General features: G+C 26.8%; 13 protein-coding genes. 3 read left to right on the forward strand and 10 right to left on the reverse strand.

Annotated features, from left to right (window positions below; all coding sequences use genetic code 11):
* Window positions 1-35 precede the first annotated feature (35 nt).
* Together Q0K52_RS00410 and Q0K52_RS00415 are read left to right on the forward strand one after the other, a co-directional pair.
* Window positions 36-326, forward strand: a complete 291-nt coding sequence (locus Q0K52_RS00410) for a hypothetical protein (RefSeq protein WP_297295329.1) — start codon at window positions 36-38, stop codon at window positions 324-326.
* The gene (locus Q0K52_RS00415) at window positions 323-640 is read left to right on the forward strand and encodes a hypothetical protein (RefSeq protein ID WP_297295331.1); all 318 of its coding nucleotides are present in this window, start codon (window positions 323-325) and stop codon (window positions 638-640) included. The genes Q0K52_RS00410 and Q0K52_RS00415 overlap by 4 nt, the downstream gene beginning before the upstream one ends.
* A gap of 561 nt (window positions 641-1,201) precedes the next feature.
* On the opposite strand, the gene Q0K52_RS00420 is transcribed toward Q0K52_RS00415, so the two are convergent.
* The 8 genes from Q0K52_RS00420 to Q0K52_RS00455 form a co-directional block, all read right to left on the reverse strand.
* A complete protein-coding gene (locus tag Q0K52_RS00420) occupies window positions 1,202-4,888 on the reverse strand; it encodes a DNA translocase FtsK (protein WP_297295333.1) in 3,687 nt (1,228 codons plus the stop codon).
* 16 nt (window positions 4,889-4,904) lie between these two features.
* On the reverse strand, window positions 4,905-5,714 hold the full coding sequence (locus tag Q0K52_RS00425; RefSeq protein WP_297295335.1) for an undecaprenyl-diphosphate phosphatase: 810 nt from the start codon (window positions 5,712-5,714) through the stop codon (window positions 4,905-4,907).
* 188 nt (window positions 5,715-5,902) lie between these two features.
* Window positions 5,903-6,631, reverse strand: a complete 729-nt coding sequence (locus Q0K52_RS00430) for a hypothetical protein (RefSeq protein WP_297295337.1) — start codon at window positions 6,629-6,631, stop codon at window positions 5,903-5,905.
* A 113-nt stretch (window positions 6,632-6,744) separates the two neighbouring features.
* The gene (locus Q0K52_RS00435) at window positions 6,745-13,746 is read right to left on the reverse strand and encodes an ABC transporter (protein WP_297295339.1); all 7,002 of its coding nucleotides are present in this window, start codon (window positions 13,744-13,746) and stop codon (window positions 6,745-6,747) included.
* A 105-nt stretch (window positions 13,747-13,851) separates the two neighbouring features.
* On the reverse strand, window positions 13,852-14,184 hold the full coding sequence (locus tag Q0K52_RS00440; RefSeq protein WP_297295341.1) for an STAS domain-containing protein: 333 nt from the start codon (window positions 14,182-14,184) through the stop codon (window positions 13,852-13,854).
* Between the two features lie 134 nt (window positions 14,185-14,318).
* Complete coding sequence (locus Q0K52_RS00445) at window positions 14,319-14,837, reverse strand: hypothetical protein (RefSeq protein WP_297295343.1); 519 nt, start codon at window positions 14,835-14,837, stop codon at window positions 14,319-14,321.
* Between the two features lie 3 nt (window positions 14,838-14,840).
* A complete protein-coding gene (locus Q0K52_RS00450; protein ID WP_297295345.1) occupies window positions 14,841-15,371 on the reverse strand; it encodes a hypothetical protein in 531 nt (176 codons plus the stop codon).
* 146 nt (window positions 15,372-15,517) lie between these two features.
* On the reverse strand, window positions 15,518-16,105 hold the full coding sequence (locus Q0K52_RS00455; protein ID WP_297295347.1) for a TetR/AcrR family transcriptional regulator C-terminal domain-containing protein: 588 nt from the start codon (window positions 16,103-16,105) through the stop codon (window positions 15,518-15,520).
* A gap of 327 nt (window positions 16,106-16,432) precedes the next feature.
* On the opposite strand from Q0K52_RS00455, the gene Q0K52_RS00460 reads away from it, so the two are divergent.
* Window positions 16,433-19,612 (forward strand): efflux RND transporter permease subunit, encoded by a 3,180-nt coding sequence (locus tag Q0K52_RS00460; RefSeq protein WP_297295349.1) that lies wholly within the window; start codon window positions 16,433-16,435, stop codon window positions 19,610-19,612.
* Between the two features lie 74 nt (window positions 19,613-19,686).
* Here the strand turns inward: Q0K52_RS00460 and Q0K52_RS00465 are convergent, their stop codons facing one another.
* Window positions 19,687-20,406 (reverse strand): hypothetical protein, encoded by a 720-nt coding sequence (locus tag Q0K52_RS00465; protein WP_297295351.1) that lies wholly within the window; start codon window positions 20,404-20,406, stop codon window positions 19,687-19,689.
* Window positions 20,407-20,494: 88 nt separating this feature from the next.
* Entirely contained in the window at window positions 20,495-21,748 is a 1,254-nt protein-coding gene (locus Q0K52_RS00470; protein ID WP_297295353.1) for a homoserine dehydrogenase, read from the reverse strand.
* Between the last annotated feature and the right edge of the window lie 238 nt (window positions 21,749-21,986).

The following is a 21,986-nucleotide window of genomic DNA, read 5'->3' on the forward strand; positions in this document are numbered from 1 at the left end:
AATAACAATAAATAAAAAATAATAGAGGTAAATAAATGTCTGTAAAATGTGTTTGGTGCGGTAAGGAAATAGAAGAAGTACAAGGTCAAGCAACTATGGACACTTGTGATGAATGTGAAGATTTTTTTGAAGAACATATTGATGATATATCAGAATCTTTAAATGAACTTCTTAAAAAAAATGAATCTTCATCATCAAAACCTACAGAAAAAAAGGCATGGATAAGCTACTCTCTTATAACTGCAATTCATATGTTAAGCTCCAAACCATATATAGAGTTTAAAGATTCTAAATATAAAGATTTACTTTCGGATGATAAAAAATGAGAAAATTATATATAATTACTTTAATATTTTTATGCTTCACTGTAAGTTTAACACCAAAAACAAATGAGAATTTTTACTGTGAATATTGCGGAAATAAATTTAATTCTGTAAAAACATTAACATCTCAAAACTGTATGCGTCACCCTGATGGTAATTATAAAGGAAAGCATAAACTTTATGAAGGAAGCGAAAAAGATGAATATACATGCAAATACTGCGGTAACAAATACAAAACTCTAAAACAATTAACTTCTTCAAAATGTATGCATCACCCTGATGGTAATTATAAAGGATATCATTCTCCAGCACTATAAAAATATAATTCTATATATCTAATCTTATTTTAGTATATACCTAAATAAATATACTTTGTCATAAATAATTTTTTTTAAATTTAAAATATCTGCAGGGCTTTGCCCACCGCTCTGCGTGCTTACGCAAGCCCCACTTCTTTTTACGACCGAAGGAAGTACTGTAAGTATTGGTATAAAAGAACCTATATCCTCAACAGGCTCGAATACGCTTCTCGAACAACTGCATTTTTAGTATCAATTTAGGTTATATTCTATATGTATATTTTTAATATAAAGTTATAGTAATTGCGTTTTTTGCTACTTTGAAGAAGTTCGCATAGCATGTGTAACAAAAAAGTAGATAAAATTTATATAAAGAGCATCAGTTGAGAAACTTAATTTTTTTTAATTTTATCAAAATTATTTTTTATATTGTTATTATTTTTGGAGAATAGCTATAAAATACAAAATATAAATTACTATAAAAAACAAAAGACAGAAGAATTAATTCTATTAACTCTCCTGTCTTTTTTGTAGATAGGTATAAACATGTATATAAATATTTGATAGCTTCTAATTTATTTATTCATCTAAAGTTATTAAAACCTCTCTAGGCTTACTGCCGTTTTCTGGTCCAACTATTCCCTGACGCTCCATTATCTCTACTATTCTAGCAGCTCTGTTATAACCTATTTTTAAACGGCGTTGTAAGAATGATGCACTTGCTTTACCTGTTCTAGCAACCAATTGAACTGCATCCTCCCAAAGCTCCTCATCAAGTATATCTTCTTCATCAGTATTTTTATCATCTGCATCACTACCCTCTAAAGCAGCAATCAAGCTCTCATCAAACATAGGAGACATTTGACCTGACAAATAATCAACAACCTTTTTAACTTCATTATCAGAAACAAAAGCTCCTTGTACTCTATCCGGCATTTGACTTCCAGAAGCACAGAACAATGCATCTCCTTTACCTAATAATTGTTCAGCACCTGACATATCTATTATAATTCTTGAGTTAGTTTTGTTAGGTACTTGGAATGCTATTCTTGTTGGAAGATTAGCTTTTATAACTCCCGTAACAACATCAGCAGAAGGTCTTTGTGTAGCTATAATCAAGTGTATACCAACTGCCCTACTCATACCAGCCAAACGAGATATTAAATCTTCTACCTCTTTTGAAGCAACAACCATTAAGTTATGAAGCTCGTCTATTACAAGAACTATATATGGGAATAACTCTAAAGGTTCTCCGTTAAATTCTGTTTCGCCTTCTTTAAGTAATTGTCTTACTTTCTCATTATAAGTTTTAACATTTCTAACGAAGAATCTTTCCATTCTCTCATATCTTTTTTCCATTATGTCTACAATATATCTTAATACTATAGTAGCTTTCTTTTCATCAGAAACTACAGGTGACATCAAATGAGGTATTCCATTATATATAGAAAGCTCTACTCTCTTTTTATCAACGAATATAAATTTGAGTTCATCTGGTCTAAACTTATATAAAAGTGAAAGTATTATTGTAGATAAACAAACACTTTTACCGGAACCAGTAGTACCAGCAACCAATAAGTGAGGAGCTTCTGACATATCAGATACAACATTATTTCCGTAAATACCTTTTCCAAGTACAAATGGTATATCAAGTTTTGATTGTCTGAAATCTATACTTTCTAATACATCTCTTAAATAAACTGCATTCCTTACTTTATTAGGTATCTCTATTCCTATAACAGAACGTCCAGGTATAGGAGCAATTATCCTTACACTTTCAGAAGCTAAAGCCAAAGCAATATTATCTGTAAGATTAGATATTTTAGAAACTCTTATTCCAGATGCTATTTCTAGTTCATATCTTGTAATAACTGGACCTCTTGATACTCCTGTAACTTTTGCTTCAATATTAAAATCTAATAAAGTATTTTCAAGCTGCATAGCTGTTTGCTTGATTGATTCCATCATAGCACTGTCATTTACTGGTATAGATCTATTTAATAAATCAAAAGGCGGATGCTTATAATGTTTATCAACATACTTTGTATCAAAATTTGATTGTATGCATTCGCTGTCTGTATTCTTAATGCTTTTAGTTCCAATTATAACTTTTTTAGGTTTATCTAATGTATCAACACTTTTTTGTGATTCCATATTTATAAAACCTGATGATTCTTCATTATGAATAGGTTCTGATGTAATATTATCTTCTTCTATTTTTTCAGCTTCTTTATTATTATAATGCTGTTGTTCTGCTGGAATATTATTATTAACATTATTTGCTAATTTATTATGCTCTATTAAATTATTATTAGAAGTTGATAAATATTCATCATACATATTATCATCATTGTTATAATCTTCTACATAATCAATTTCTCTTATTGGTGTTCTTGTTTTTAATCTAACATCTTCTATATCATTATTATTAGTGTTATAAAGTTCTTCCTCATCTAAATCAAATTCATCTATTCTTCTGTCAATTTCATTATCATTATTATGATTATAAGTAGGTATATGATCCTCTCTGTTATATGCTCTTTTTGATGCATATCCCATACCAAATTCAAAAGCTTCTTTTTTATTTTTATTATTAGAAGAATATGCTGGTTTATTTATAGATGCAGTAGAAACATATTCTTTTTCTTCTATATGATAATTATTATTTATAGAATCAGCATTGCTAGCTTTATTTATAGTTTCTATTACATTATCTATATTCTTATTATATTCTTCCTGTTCAATTTCTTGATTTCTTTTAATTTCTTTATTTTCTTCTACTAACCTTTGAAGCTTCTCAAAACTATCTTCTTCTTTTTGAATATATTCATCTGGCATTAAATTATTTTCATTTTCTATATATTCATCTTCTTCATGATTTTCATAACCATTATAATGTCTATAATTATCATAATTCAACATTAAATCTTCATTATCATTTTCACTATTTTTTGCTTTAACGTACTGTTCTCCAACATTATATTTTGCATAGTTATTTACAGAATCATCATAAGCAGCTCTTTTAAAATCTGATTTTCTTAAATAATTAATACCATAATCAAGAGCCTCAAAAACATTTGATTCTACATCTTCATTTTTTTTTTTATTATTTATAAAATCATTATAATAATCTCTGTAATATTGATCTTCCATTTCCATACTGCTTTGGTAAATATGGGAAGTTCTATTAGCTTTATCCTTTCCAAATACAACTTCAGCTAAAGTCAATCCTAAATCCTCTTCTTTATTTTCCATTGTATTTATATTTATTCCGTTAAAACTGCTATTTTTTAAATTTTCTATGATAGTATCTAAATTTTTATTTTCTGATTCATTTTTCTTAAAGAAACTATCCATAACATTATTTTTTTTAGCTAAAGTCTCTCTGTAAGTTTTTTCATCGAAACCATATTTATTATTATCACCAACTTTTTCTATAAAAGGTATAGTTTTTAATTCTAATTCTGAAACTTCTTTTGTAGTAAATAAAGGTAAATAATCTTTTGTATATGTTTTTTCACTTGCAGTACTTTCAGAAATATTTGAAGTATTTTTCATATTTTTAATTTCTAAATCTTTTATTCCATTAACAACTTTTTTCTCTATATCTTTTATTTTTTCTAAATCAACACTTCTTACCATATCTCTAAAATAATGAACCAAATCCATTATAGAAACTTTTGTAAATATTATAGTTGTAATTAAAAGTGCTGATATAACTATCATAATAGCACCTGTTTTACCAAATAATGATACTAAAGAGCCTCCTATAAACTCTCCTACCATTCCGCCTTTATTATAAAATTCTAAACTGCCTAAAAATATATTTAATAATATACTAAACAATATCATCAAAATAGATGATGATACAGAAGATATTAATATTTTATCAGCTGAATTTTTTAATATAATATTAACACCTGCATACATAAAAAATGCTGGTATAATATAAGAAGCAAAACCAAATGCTAAAAATGAGTAAGTAGAAATGTATGCCCCAAATATTCCAAGAAGATTTGTTATTTCTCTGCCTGAGTTTAAATCTTCCATATTCATACTTAAATATGAAAGAAGTAAAATTCCAGAAAACAAAATACATAAAAATCCAACTACATCAAAGAATATATTTCTATTCTCATAAGTTTCTTCATAATAGTCATCAAAATATTCATTATCCTGTTTATTTTGTTTATCTTCTTTCTTGTGAATTTTTCTCTCTTGAGCTCTTTTTTGTATTGCTAATTTTCTTTTAAATAATCCAAACATAACAAAACTCCAATACTCATAATGTCATAAAATATACTACTACTGCAGCTCCTACTATCATACAGTAGAAACCAAAGTAAAATAATTTACCTTTCTTCAAAAACACCATTAAAAATTTAAGTGCTATAATACCAAATACAAATGCTGTTATAAATCCAACTAAGGCATAAGTTAGATTAAAATCAGCAAGATCTTTTATTGATAAAAGAAGTGCACCAAATATAGCAGGCAATGATATTAAGAATGAAAATCTTCCTGCTAAATCTCTATTCAATCCCAAAAATAAAGCTATACTTATAGTCATACCAGATCTTGAAATACCAGGAAAAACAGCAATTGCCTGAGCCAATCCTATGACAAAAGCGTTATAATATGTCATTGTAAAAATGTCTTTAGAATCATTGCTATAAGTATTTTTATCAAACTTCCTAGTCAATAAAAGTATAGAACCTGTTATAACTAAATTAAGTCCTATTCTTTGTATTTCCAAATTACTTAAATATTTTTCTAAAAAAAGTCCTACTATTGCTACTGGTATAGAAGCAATTATTACCATTAATGAAATTCTGAAACCTTCATTATTCTGACTTGAATTTTTGAAATCTTTTAACCCTGTAAAAAAGCCTGTTATTGCTTTAATAATATCTTTATGAAATATCAAACAAGTAGCTAAAAAAGTACCGAAATGCAAAGCTACTTCAAATGACAATATATTTTCAGCATGAAAATTAAGAAAATATTCAACTATTCTTAAATGACCAGAACTAGATACTGGCAGGAATTCGGTTATTGCCTGTACAAAACCTAATATTACAGCTTTAATCATTAAACTACCCCGTTTGTTTACATAATACTAAAATGATTTTCGGATAGCAAAAAAAAAACAATAGCAAAAAATTATGTAAACTGAATTATGATAAGTGAGAGAAATGATTAAAATTATGTAAATACAAAAAATAGGCCCCTTTATTAAAGAAAGCCTATTTTATGAGTGATATATGAAAATTATACGAATTAATTATCTACAAAGTATAAACTAACTTGTCCGCCTACATCAACAGCACCAAAATCATTTTTTGTAAATCTAGCATCATTAACAACACCAGGTCCAAAATCATAACCTACATAAGCACCTATACCCAAAGCTGTTTCATCACTGAAATAGAATAAATAGTCTAATGTAAGTTTTACATAAGGAATTGCCAACATCTTATATTTATTTTTAATATCTTGTAAAGTATAATAATTATTAGCATTTTCGAACTGAGCATAAGTTTCATTATAATTCTTTGTTGATTCTCCGCCAGCCAATGGTATTTTTACTCCGGCACCAACTCCTATAAAAAAGCTTTTTATATTGAATTTAGGCAATATACCTATATTTAAAGTATCAAAATAGTATGTTGTTTTAACATTCTGATACTGACCAGTACTTCCAGCAAGTTTGCTTTCATTATATGCATAAACATCTCTATGATAAGCTATGTCTAATGATAAAGAAAAACCCATATAATTATCAAAACCATTGTATATACCTGGTGTAATACCTATACCCCATTCAAAAGCTGCACCTGTAGTTAATTTACCATCATTATTATTCACGCCCAATTTATAATCCTGATAGCTTTGAGAAATAGATGCTCCTAAAGGTATATATAAACCTATTCCAGCATTAAAATCTGCAAATACTGTTTGTATCTGTAGTATAAAAATAGTAATAACAACAACAAATATCTTTTTCATAAATGCCCCCTTATTAATTAGCTATACTTATATTATAGTATATTGTAAATAAATGTCAAGAAAAAGTAAATATTTTTTACTAAAAAACTAAAATTTCTAGAATAAAGTAAATATTATTTATCAATTTCATCATTATATTTAGGTATACCAGGCAATATATAGTCAAATAAAGCATAGTTAGCCATATAAAGGGTATTTCTGTCATTAGGATTAATAGCGTTTATAGGAACCCTATTACTCTTTATAAATCTATAAGCGTTTATAATACCATCATCAAAATTCTCATATAAATATTTCATAACTGTATAATAGTCGCCTGAACTATTAGTTGTATATGTAAACATTAGTTTAGTATCTGATCTAGCTCTCAAGTATCTAAATATATCAGCATTTCTTGCAGGAGATAAGAAAATATCTACATCTTCAAAAGGTTTATTTCTGTTTGTATCAATTCCAATATAATGTGTTAAAGGTATATCAGTTTTATAACTATCTAAAGACTTAATAGCCAAACTTTCTAATGAAGTATAGAAATTAGTATCTCCTATTACTTTTATGCTAGGCTTACCAACATTCAATATTTTACTAGGTGAATATTCAAGTTCTCTAATTTTTACAACATCATTATTTTGGAATGCTGGTAAATAAGCAAAAGGAACTGTAAATAAGTTAGCATAAGAACCTGTTATATATATTCTTTCCACTCTTTGTGCATCTTTAATAATATCAGAAGAAAGCATTCCGCTCTCAATAGATTTTAAAGCATTTCTTCTATCTCTTGCTTTAGAAACATTTGTAAAGCTTTCTAAATATCCGCTTAATTTCTGCATATCAATCAAACTTGATTTTTTTACTTCAGAATCCCCTACAACATAACTATAAGCAACATATTTTTCATTCTCATAAGCATAGAATATAAACATTGTATTTGTGCTTTCATTAGAGAATATCTCATAAGCATTGGCTATGTTTTTATCGAAATTGCTTTCTGGTACTCTTATTTTATTAAGTAATCCATATATATATGCTGAATTTGTTTTATATAGTGAATAGAATCTATCAGCAAATGAAGATACTGTATCTGCCTCAAAGATATATTGATTTCCATAAATATAATTCATTGTCAAGAATATATCATTTTCATTAGTTACAGATTTATCCAATATAGTATTAGCAACTGTTAATACTTCATTTGTATTTGGCATTCTATTCAAGAAATTAGTAACTGTATCAATAGGAGTTTTAGCATATATCAAATCATAAAGAACAGCTACTTCCAAAATTTTATCTTTATTTTCGCCATCAACTCTATTAGCTATATAATTTAAATATCTTACAGATTCTTTAGGATCATCTTTAGCCTTTAAGAATCTTGATAAAGTTCTAGGAGTAAAATACTCATCTATCAAATCATAATTATTGTTAGTATACAAATACATAAAATGCAATGCTCTATTAGCACCTTTTACAGCACCTTCTTCTCCCATTCTTCTATAAACTGGAAGCATTGATTTTATAAATTTATATGCATTAGAATCGCTTATATTACTATAAGAATTAGCAAAGAATTTATAACCTTCTTCAGAAAATAAATAAGCAGTGTTTGTATCTCTTACTGCATATCTGTCTTCAACAATTCTTGCATAATTTAACATCTTTTCATTATCGCTTTGAGAATAAGCTATGACATTAGACATCATTGTTATAGTCGGATTTTTACTGCTTGAATAAGAATTATAAAGTCTAGTTTTAAATTGATATGCAGCATTGGATAATGAAGACATACTATAATCTGGTTTTCCGTATATAGTAAATAAATTATTATCATATCCTTTCATTGTTTCTTCCAATGAATTAGTAGATAACTTTCTAAAATAATTAGTGTAGAACATAATTCTTGATTCTCTGTTACTGTTTCCTACAACTAATGCTATATTATTAATATTTCTTAATACTCTTCTGTTCTTATCAAATGTTTCTTTATCAGCATAAACTATATAAAGATTCTTTTTCATTACATTAGATATATCGGAAGCTTCAGCACCTGTTATATCTACTACTAAAGGTACATAAGAATTTGTAGGAATATCTTTTAATTCTATAAATCTAAAATTACCTCTCCTTCTTCTTCTGTTAGTTGAAGATGTATTTGTAGACATTTCATTTGAAGACATAGAATTAGTTTCTTCAGGATTATAAGCTACATTCATATATAAATTATTTCTATTATAAATTGAATAATCTTCAAAATTATTATCATTATTATTTGTATTATAGCTATAAACTGTATTAGTAGAATTAGTGTTGCTAGCCATACTCATACTATTAATTTCTTTTTCAGCATTTCTGCTTGTTCTAAAGAAAGAAATTAATTTTGTATCTATATATGCAGTTTTTGCTGGAAGCATATATTCAGTAGAATCGTATAATTCTCTTACAAATACATTTTTATTACTTAAAGCAAGAGGTCTAAATCCTATATGTGTAACATAGTTCTTAGTTTTAGGCATAGCATTACTTTGAATATGGAATGAAGTTTTACCATTTTGTCTTACAAATCTATATCCTAAGTATGTATCCCAAATCAAAGTTTCATCTGAACGCATAGATTTATCAATATCTTGAGGTTTAACATCACATATAACTATAGGCTCTATTGGTGTATTAGAGAATTTTTTTATAGCTTCTTTTTCATAATTAGCAATTTCTTTAAGCATAGCTGCTTCTGTTTTACTGTCATAAGGAGTAGCAACTGCTGTTAAATATCTTTGATAAGCATACATAGCATTTTCATAAAGCTTATAATATTCTCTAAGATAATAATTATTTTCACCTAATGTATAAAGTCTTCTATCCAAAAACTTTCTTCTCATATCAATAGCATCAAACATTGCAAGTATATTAAGACTGGCATCCGGATATTTATCTTTTAAGAATTCTATAACTTTATATTTGGCTTGTCTTAAAATAAAGTTATTATCTTCAACAAAAGTTATCATAAATACACTTTCTCTGATTCTTTGAAGTATTCTAAATACATATTGAACAGGATAATCCAAACTATCTGGATATCTTTCTCTATATTTAGTACTAAAATCAATCAAAGTAGTAAGTATAGCTATTTCTTCAACAGCAAAAGCAGATACCTGTGCCTTTGAGAATGCTGACATATATTCTCTTGCTGCTTCCTCTATATAACCTGCAAGTTCATAGGCCTTAGCTAAATTATATCTTATAATAATTTCAGTTTTTAAATCAACTGGGAAATTAGAATTTGATGAAAGAATATATTTATATCTGTCAATAGCATCTTTAAGCATTGAAAGTCTTTGAACATTTATATCATACTCTGTCATATCAGTAGGATCATCACTGCTTTTCTTTCTATAGTTTATGCTATTATCTGCTGTAAGTTTGAATGCCATTATATATTGGAACGCTGCTATATGTGAATATAATAATAATCTATCTTTAGTGCTTACAGAATTATTTGTAGATAATATTTCTAATGTTTTTGTTGTATTAAATAACTCTATAAAAAATTCTCTTTTTAATGAAGTTAAATCATTTTCTGACAAATATCTTAAATAAAGAGATGATAAACTTAAATAGTTTTTAGCATCATTTTCAGCATTTTGGTACTGAAGACTAGGATTATTAGCAAGTGTTTTCTCATCTAAAGTTTTCTTATATTCATTTATAGAAGTTTTAAATGACATAATAGAATTAGATTGATCACCTTGTCTATAATATAAATATCCCTCATTGTTATAATATGTAGCCAACATCAAAGGTTGAATTGATTTTTTAGGTTTATCTTGAACAATATAATTTTTATAAGAAGATAATGCTTCTCTAGCTTCAGAATATCTTCCCATTTTTTCATATAATTCCTGATATATAGAATATAACATTTGCTGTTTATCAACATTCAAAGGCTCACCAGGTATATATCCTCCAAAAGATGCAAGACCTAAGTTCACAACATTAATATTAGCACCATATAAAGTTATACTAACATAATTAGGAGTATAAACTGAAGAATCCAAACTATCAATTTTAGCTTTTACACTATCACAATAAGCTAAAGCATTATTATAATCTTCTAATTTTAAATAACATGCTGCAAGTAAAAGCTGATTAAGTTCATTTTTATTAACATCATCTTTTGTAAGCTTATCTCTTTCAAGAAGTGATTCTATAGCTTTCTCATAATCTTCCTGTTCTATGGCAGCAACTGAAGTATAACCAACTATTTTATATATAGATTCTTTATCACCCAATTTTTCAAATAATTTTCTTGCTGTTTCATACTCTTTATAAGCACCATTAACATCATTGTTCATCCAAAGAGAATAACCATAAAAGAAATGGTACCAAGCTTTACTTTTATCGCTTCCTACTTGATTTAATAAACTTTCAGCTTCTTTGTATTCCATAACGGCATCTGAATATCTTCCATTAATCAAATAAGAATTAGCAAGCATTATAGAAACTACATTAGGCTTAGTTTTTACTTTACTTTTTGCCATTATCAAGGAATCTATAATATCTGAATCTAAATTAGCATTTTGGAAAGCTAACATATTATAACCAAGATATTTATCATTTGTAATTGCATTATCTTTATAAGCAGGTACTAATTCTATTACACTTCTATAAGTTTTCTCATTTTGAAGCACCTGCATTTTTAGAGCCTGAGCAAATGTTAACATCTCAGCTTTTTTTATATAATAATCCTCATTATCCGGATATAAGAATATAGCAAAATCAATATAAGATACAGCTTTATTAACTATAGCATCAAAAGATTTATTCAAATACAAATAGAAACCATCTTCTCTTTTTTTGTCACTTATAACATAACGCTCTTTACTATACTGTTTGGATATAGCCATACCATAATATCTATTTGCCAAATAATAATAAGCATTAGCAAGTTCTGCATGTGCCTCATGATCTGAATATCTTGTACTTAAAATATTTTTTTCTCTATCTAATATAGTTTTTTCAAGAGAATCTATTGTACTATATGCTCTAAGTCCGCTTTCTATAACTCTTGTAGAAGAAGTTGAATCGTTAGGATTATATTTCAATACCTCATTATAGTTATCATAAGCAACTGCATATCTTCCGCCATTATATGCTTCATCAGCCAATGACTTATAATATTGTGCTAATTTATCTTTAGAATCTGCTGCCTCATAAGTAGATTCAAAATTCTTTCCGCCTGAAGTTAAAGCATTTTTAAATAATGCATAAGCTCCGTCATCTTTTTGAGCTAAAAGAACTTTCGCATTTGCATAGTAACCTAATGCAAGCATTATATCATTCTTAGATTCAACATAAGGCTGGAACAAATTAGTAGCATCTTCATAGTTTCTTGAAAGAATTAAACCATCTAAATATATAAGTCTTGTAGCTACAGCCAATGGGGCATAAGGATGCGAATTAGTTAATATAGAATCATAAGAAAGTTTTGAATCCTTCATAAAATCTTTAGCTATTTCTAATCTATCAGAAAATAACAAATCTTTTCTTCTATAAGGATTATTGTAAAGGTCATCGTCTTGAGGATATTTGTAGCCATTATCTTCCACAGAATGAGCATACAATTTGGCTATTAATAAATATAAATTTTTGTCAATATTTAAATTTATAATATTATCAAGAATAGCAAGTGTATCTTCATTATTTTTATTGGCTTTATATTTATTATTTGCTGATATGTAACCAGACCAAGCTAAAGTATTTGTAATATCCAAATTAGCATTCGTTACAAAATATTCATTTGTATAAATCTTTGTATCAAACCAATTATTGTTGGTATCAAATTCATCATCTATTTTTGAAGTTATAAATCCTGAAAAAGTTTCTGGATATTCTCTAATTAATGTATTTTTAGCATTATTATATTCATCTAAATTTTTATTAGTATAAGACGAAACCATTATATTAAAATATGCTTTTGCCACATTATTTTGATCTTCAGAAAAAGGAAAATACTCAGCAAATCTATCTATTACATCAACTTTTCTATTATATGGAAGTTCAACAAAACTATTATACATACTTTGAGAATTATCATCTTTGATAAAATACTCTTTTGTAGAACCCATAGTTACTATACTTGTTCCGCTTTCACTAACAACATAAGCTCCAACCAAAGCTGAAGGATAAGCTACATTAAAAGTTGTTAATTGAGTATCTTCTGCTAAAACATAATATTGATGTGTTGTTAAAGAATATGACATCAAACGTCTTTTATCATAATAAGTTAAATTTCCGTCTCTATCTGAATCTTTTTCTATCTCAAAATATATAATTGTATCATCATTATAAAAAGTAGGATTAAATTTAAATGTTTCTGTATCTGTAAGTATAGTTAAATTTGTTTGCTCATTTGTATTAGGAATTAAATTTAATATTGCTAATTGAGAATAAGGCTCACCTATTTTTGAAGTTATAAATGCTATTTTTGTATCATCAAATGAAAATGCCGGAGAACTAGCTTCTATATCAGCTAATTTTGTAACATTTTTTCCATTAACTCTCATACCGAAGAGTTTTTTTATACCATTTTCTCTATCTGAAACAAAAGCTACAACATTGCCCCTATGAGATATTACAGGATCAACATCATAGCCTTTATAATCAGTAAGTCTTATAATACTTTGTTCTAAATTTTCTAAATTCTTTTTTGAAGTCCTTAAACCTACAAGATTAACTAATTTATATAAATATATATCACCAAAAGCATCATCTCTAGTCGAAGAAAAAACTATATATTTAGATTTATCATCAATAGAAACTGATGTATCTATACCAGGACTTCTTGTTAATCTAAATGTTTCTAAAGTATATGAATCTATTGCAAAAATATCTGTATTTCCTGCATTTTCTCTAGTATAATATACCCAATTACCTTCTCTATCTATTACTGCATCTAAGGCAGGATTTACCTCCCCTGATGTAAGAGAATATCTTTTATATTCCCTTAAAAAAGGTCTGCTGCTGAATACAGAATCTGCATTCTTTTGGCTTGATGCACAAGCAAATAGAATAAAAGAAACTAATATTAATAATTTAAATTTTATATAATACTTCAATCTCATAAAATATACTGCTTACTCTTAAAATAATTTTTTAATAAAAAATAAATCACATACATGTTATAAGTATTATACAAAAAATACAAATAAAAAGCAATGTAAAAAAAATTAGAATGAAGCTACTGCATCATCTACAGAATCATAAACTTCAAATAAATCTTCTAATTCAACTGTTTTTAATATCTTTTTAATAATATCTGGTACACAAGCTAATACCAATCTGCCATTTTTGTCTTTAATTTTTCTCATAATAGAAATAAATACTCTTATTCCGCTAGAACTTAAATACTCAATTCCAGATAATTCTAATATAAGATAATGAGAACCTGATTCTACTAATTGTTCTAATTCAGCTTCTATTGATACTGATAAATTAACATCTAATTTACCTACTAAACTAACAACTTTAGCTGTACCTTTATCTTCTATGTTTAAACTCATAATTTTCTCCTTATTTTTGTAAAATATTTTTAAAAAGTATAACAAATATCATACTTTAGTCAACTAATATAACCAAAAATCATTTATATTGGTAATATTCATTTAATAATTTTAATCATTTAATAGAAAATATTTTAAGATAATACACCTATCATAGCTTTTTTTTCCCAATTTATATCTATAGAATTAGGATAAGGAAATGTAGACCATTTGATATTTTTTTTGGCAACCCAAACTTCTTTAGACTCAAAAACTCCATTAAGTTTCATCCATTTATTGAGTTTATCATAATAAGAAGGCTTATAAGCATAAGTATAATATAATTTATTATTTTCAACAATATATCCTTCCATAAAAGTTACTTTTACAGAAGGATATCCAGAAAAAACTAACATAAACTTATTTAAATAATCCGTATTACTATATACAGCCATATTATCATATTTTGCTTTAACAAAATTTAACTTCTTCTTGCTGTCTATAATAAGTTCAGCATTTTCTTTAAATAAATAATTTCTATCAGATTCTTTAACAGTTCTATTTCTAACCAATTTTATCCAAGCATTGTCATAAGATACAATCTTTTTATTGTTTATAAAAAATAAAACAGTAAGAACTAATAATATAACGAATACAATAAAAATATACGGCATTTATTAATATAATTCACCAGCGTATTCGCCTTCAGCCCAGTTAACATCTTCCGGCTGAGGAACAGGATAAGAGCCCCAATCTGCATCGGCATTAGCTACCCATCTATCATTAGTAAATGTTGAATTTGCTTTTTTCCAAGAATCCAACTTACCTTGATAACTCTTTATATATTTAGAATATCTCATAATTTTTCCGCCCTCTATAGAATAGCCTTCTACTAAATTAAGGCCCAAAGCTGGTGCATTGTCATAGAACATAGATATAGGAACTTGATGAGAATAATAAGAATGTGTATCAGATCTTGCTCCCATAAACTTATAAACTTTTACTAAATGAAGCGGATTATTTCCTGAAACTAGTTCTAAATCTCCTCCAGGTCTTCCTTCATATAAAGCCCCTCTCATATCTATGGTTTTTCTAAATATAAAATTAGCCCAATTCTTTGAATAATCACTGTCTTTTGTAATATTTTGTGCATTTAATAAATTAACTGACAGTACAAAAATAAATGCAAATAAAGTTATTTTCTTCATACTTTCTCCATCTTTTGATATATATATTATAATCAAAACATATATATAAAAGTAAAATTTTTATTTGCTTTTTATTATCGACAAATACAGTTTTATTATCAATAGAATATTTTCACAATTGAATGATTAAATTGAAAAGAAAATAATTACTCCGAAAAAACTCTTTGCATTATGATATCTGATATATAAGTTGCTAAATCTTCTACCGATATAAAGCAGTCATTTAAAATCCAGTCTGTAAGAACAGATATAAAAGCTCCTGAATAAAAACTTCCCATAACTCTAACAACTGTTTCTTTTTGAGGTCTTATAGTTTTGAAATCTTTAATACCCTCTATTACATAAGAAGCCAGATATTCTCTTAAAATCTTTGTAATACTTCCGTCTTTATTGTTTTGAAATATTATTTTTAAATATTTTCTATTAAGATAAAAATATTGTAATATTTTTTCCATTATATCTATATGGGAATCTTTTAATTTATTTTCTATTTTATATCTATTTAAATCTTCTAAAAATTTAGCTTCATACTCATCTAGCTTAGATTTTAATAGTTCATATTTATCATTGTAATAAGTATAAAAAGTACTTCTATGCATATTAGCTTTTGCACAGATATCAATTACTCTTATATCTTCAAATGGTTTTTCTTCTAATAAAAGTCCCAATGAATCTTCAAGTATTTTTTTTGTCTTTTTTACTCTAGCATTATTTTTATTTGAACTATTTTTCATATAAATGTTCCTAAGCAAAATATAAATAATATATCTAATCAATAAACAAACATTATTATATTATAATATCATAAAATGTAAACTATTAATTATAACAATAATAAATAATAATAGAAAAAAAATATAACAAACAAAAAATTAAATGAACACTATAATACTTATGTCTATAAAATAATCAAAATACGTACCAATTAATAGACACTTTTTAAATTATGTCAAATTTGATAATTTATATTTTTATACAAAATGTACAAATTCATACTAAAATGTATTATACTTAATATATATAAAATTAGTAAATGATTAATATATTGGAGATAAAAAATAATGAAGAATTTAATATATTTCTTTGCCAACAATCGAATGCTAGTTAATATTATTATATTTGTATCTATTATGATAGGTCTATATTCATACTACAATATTGATAAAGAATCATTTCCGTCTACTGACCTAGAACTCATGATTTTACAGGTTGTATACCCTGGAGCTTCTCCATTAGATGTTGAGCAAAATGCCGTTATACAAATAGAAGACCAATTAAGAACAATATCTGGAATAGATGAATTTACTTCTATCATAACAGAAAATGCTGCAATCATATTTGTACAGTTAGATATGGAAATAGATACAAGCAAAGCTAAAGATGATATTTTTAGAAAAATGCAAAGTGTTCCGGATATGGCAGAAGAAGTTGAGACTATAGAAATAACAGACATAAACCCAAAATTAACTCCAATATATAATATAGGTGTGCATTTCAAAAAAGGTGTACAAGGAGATGAAAGAGTACTATATGATTTCAGTAAAGAATTAGAAAGACAATTAAAATATGTTGATGGTGTTGCTGATATAAGAGTGCAGGGAAGAACAGACCCGGAAGTAAAAATATTAGCTGATCCAAAAAAATTACAGGAATATTATATTTCATTAACAGACATAATTAATTCACTTTCAGCAAGAAATATAAGAGCGACAAGCGGTGATTTGAAAAAGCCTATTTATATGGATTTAGAAGAAAATGAAGAAGAAAAAACCATTGTTACTATGGGGCAATTTGAAACACCTACAGAAGCAAGCAATGTAGTAGTACGTTCTACTTTTAACGGACAAAGAGTAAGAATACAAGATTTGGCTAAAGTAGACAGAGATTTCGTTGAAAAATCTGTTTATATAAGAATCAACAGTCAGCCCGGATATTCATTAAGTATACTAAAAAAAGAAAATGCTGATATAGTAAAAACCACTGAAAATATAAATGAATTTATAAAAAACAATCAAAAATTAATACCAGAAAATGTTGAAGTTACTACTATGGGTGAAACTTCAAGAATGGTATTAGCTCTTACAAATGTAGCAAACAGTAACTTGATATTTGGTTTTATAATCATATTAATAGTATTAATAATATTTTTGGATTTCAAAAGTGCATTATTTACAAGCATAGGAATGATAGTTGTAATATTTATAACTTTCTCGTATATTCATTTTTCAGATTTAACATTCAATATAATATCTCTTGCTGGTATAATAACTGTAATTGGTATGGTTGTTGATAATAGTATTGTAGTATGTGAAAATATATATGATTTTCAAAAAGTTGGAAGAACCGGTTTAGACGGAACTGTTGAAGCTGTTCGTGATGTTGTAATCCCTATAATGGTTGCTACTATGACTACTGTTGTTGCTTTTATGCCTATGCTTCTAACAAAAGATGTTGTAGGAAAATTAATAGCACCTTTCCCTAAAGTTGTTGTTGTTGCTTTGCTTGCAAGTTTATTCCAAGCTATATTCATACTTCCTAATAATTTGCAGGATAAAACAAAGAAAAATTCTAAATTTAAATTCTTAAAAAATATAAAAAATCCATTAGATTTTAATAAAGAAAAATTATTTAATGCTATGAAAAATCCTTTTAATAGAGCATTAAAAATATTATTAAAATTTAGATATCTTGTTGTTTTATTTTTTATAATACTTTTAATATTCTCATTCTTCTTAGCTAAAGACAGTTTAAAAAAATTCATACTTATTTATGACACAAGTTCAGATAGTATAATGATAAATATTGACTCTGGAATAGGTAACTCTATTAAAAACACTATGAAGTATGTAGAACAAATAGAAGAAGTAATATATAAATCAGTTGATCCTAAAAATTTAGTAGCTGTTAATAGTGTAATAGGAAAACAAGTCAATCAAAACATAGTAGATATTTCAGAAGAATCTGCAAACTTAGCAGGTATAACAGTTTATCTTATACCATCAACAGAAAGAAAAAAAACAGCTTATGATATAATGGACGATATCAATGCTGAATTAGAAAAAACTACTTTAAGAAAAGAATTAGATGCTTTAATGGTATCCGTTAAACTTCCAATGGATCCAGGTAAAGCAGTTGATATAAAAATTGTTGGTAACGACATAAATCAAACAAGAAAGGCAAGAGATGAAGTAAAAGCGTATTTATTAAGTTTAAACGGTGTAATAAACTATTATGATGATGATAAAATTGGTAAAGATGAATTAAGAGTATTATTTGATTATGATGAAATAGCTCAATTAGGTATGAATGTCGCCAATGTTGCTAATGAATTAAGAACTGCATATAGCGGAACTGTTGCAACATCAATACAAGAACTTGATTATAAATTAGACTTCAGAGTACAATTAGACAGAGATTATATATATGACACAAATGTGTTAAATAATCTTGTAATACCTAATACCTACAACAGACTTTTATATTTGAAAAATGTCGCTAAAATAATTGAAACAAATGGAGTATCTTCTATAAGACACTATAATGGACAAAGATGTATAACTATAACTGCAGATTTAGTTCAAGGACAAAATACATCTATACAAGTAATGTTTGCAATAAAAGATAAATTTAAAGATATTAGCCAAAGATATCCAGGTGTAATAATAGGTTTTGGAGGTGAGGCAGATCAAACAGTTGGAGCATTAGACGGACTTACTGTTACATTATTCATAGCAATAGTATTAATATATTTGATACTTCTTTTACAGTTCAAAAAATTCATACAGCCTCTTATGATAATGTTCTTAATACCATTTACATTAACAGGAGTATTTATAGCATTCTATTTACATGGCATGCCAATGTCATTTATCGGTTTCATAGGTATTGTAGGATTATGCGGGGTACTTGTTAATGATGGTATTATAATGATAGACTTAATAAATAAAATAATAGAATCTGGAAAAACAAATCCTGATGCTATGGAAAGTCCTAAGAGATTTGCATTTGATTCAATAGTTGAAGGTGCCACTCAAAGACTTTTACCAATATTCTTAACAACTGTAACAACTGTCGGAGGATTACTTCCTACTGTATATGGTATAGGCGGACGAGCTGATTTAATAGTACCTATAGTTATGAGTTTAGCTTATGGTTTAATATTCTCTACTATGATAACATTAGTATTTTTACCATGCGTCTTTATGATAGCTATAGATTTAAGACTTATAAAATTAAAATAATAGAAATATATGCATCAAAAAAAGACAATAGATTTTTATATTTCTATTGTCTTTTTTAATTTAAAATTTAAAAACTATTTATTAGTAAATCTTGATTCTGATAATTTATCATAAAGTCTTTTAGACATTATCTTTAAACTTGCAAATGTTAAACCTCCGGAAGCAACTCCTCCTAATACTGGTATAACTTTTGCTACACTTTTAGCAGCAACATCTTTAGTTAATTTTATTCCAACCATTTTTAATAATGCCTTAATAGTAGGCCAGCCAATCATTTTTGTTAATGCCATTTTAGGGAGCTGTTTCAAAGCTACACCAGCTAAATGCTGAGTAACTGTTTTTAATGCTAATACAGCCTGAGCTTCTCCAAACATAACACCAAGATAAACTAAAACCATATTAGCTTCATCATCTGTCATATCTTCAGAATTTGAAAATCCAGGCATACCTGATAAATATGCTAGCTTTTGAGCTATTCTTAAACTATGTCCCATAAATTGAGTTAAATCAGCAGGTATAGTGCCAATCATAGCCAATCCTCCTGGCAAACCTGCTGCAAATGATACTGCCGTTGCTTTATTAGTTTCAAAATTAATTGCCGCTTTTGCTTTTTGCTCTATAACCTCTACAGGAACTCCTGCTTCGTAAGGACCTTTATTTAAAATATCATTCATTATGTCTGAATAACCAGAAGAAAATTCTTTTCTTAAATAATCTTCCCTGCTAACTTTTACCAATGGTAAATTTGAAGTTGTTTTAATTAAAGTTAATACTTGTTCCGGTTCTATTGCCATAATAAACTCCTAAATAAAAAACATATACAGAATCAGTAAAAAACAACTAATCTGTATATGTTTTATTTATAAAAAATCGAAAAATAAATTATTTTATTTTAGCGATAAATATATCTTCAATCTTTTCAACTTTTTCTATTGCTTCAACAATATCATTAATGCTTACATCTTTTAATACAAACATGAAATACCCATTTCTTTCAAAACTTTTTTCAATATTGATATCATAGAAAGCTTCATTAAATGCAAGTAAATTATTATTATTTGATTTAAATCTTACATAGAAAGTTTCATTTTTATATTTAAAATCATTTACTTTAAGATTTTTATTTTCATTAACGAATCCAAGTATAGGAACTCTTAATTCATCAGTAATTAAAGTATTTCTAGCCAAAGTAACTGCATCAGAAACTATAGCACTGCTAGTAGGTCTTCCGCCTGCTCCAGAACCGTAAAATACTGTATCTCCTGAACGATCCCCTACAACTGTAATTGCATTGAAAGCATAATCAACTTTAGAAAGCATATTATCAGCCTTAAGCATTGTAGGTATAACATATATATAGGCATTATCATTTTCATCTATTGAAGCCTCAGATATTAATTTAATAGTAAGTCCAAGTTCTGAAGCAAATACAATATCATCTAATATAATATTTCTTATACCTCTAATGAATATTTTATCAAAACTTATAACATTACAAAAAGCAATAGAAGAAAGTATGCATAATTTATGAGCAGTATCTATACCATCAATATCAAATGTTGGATCAGCTTCAGCATAACCTTTTTCTTGAGCATCTTTAAGAACAACATTAAAATCCAAATTATTTTTTGTCATATTAGTTAATATATAATTACAAGTACCGTTTACTATACCATAAACTCCTTCAATTCTATCAGAAACTAAACTCTCTTTCATAGCTTTTATTATAGGTATAGCACCAGCAACAGAAGCCTCGAATGCAATATCAGATTTTCTATCTTTTATAAGCTCTCCGAAACAATTAGCAAGTAATGCCTTATTAGCTGTAACAACTGGCTTTTTTGTTTTCATAAGAAGTTCTTTTGCTGTATCCATTCCTCCTAAAACTTCTATTACAATGTCAATATCATCATCATTCAATATATCATTTAAATCTTTAGTTTTAATTTCTACTTTATCTAAAAATTTATCATTTTGAACTTTATCTATATTTCTGCTAAAAATGGTTTTTACGGTTAATTTTATCCCAGTTCTATTTTCCATTATAGAATTATTCTCAATAATAGTTTTTACTGTATCCTTACCAACATGTCCGTATCCTGCCACTGCAACTTTAAATTCTTTTTTCTTGTCCATTTTTAACTCCTTAAAATATAAATTTGTATTAAATAAAATTAACCTTAAATTATTACAAAAAATTAGTAATATAATTTTAATATTTCTAAAAAAGATATTACTGTATTAAGTTATATTTTAACATTTTTAAATAATTTTACAAGATATTTTAATGATTTTTAATTGTTTAAGAGCCATAGATATTGCACACTTTTAGTTTAAAAAAAGAAGGTATTCCTTATAATTTAAATTACTAGAA

This window comes from uncultured Brachyspira sp., assembly GCF_944390845.1.
Taxonomy (GTDB): Bacteria; Spirochaetota; Brachyspiria; order Brachyspirales; family Brachyspiraceae; genus Brachyspira; species Brachyspira pulli.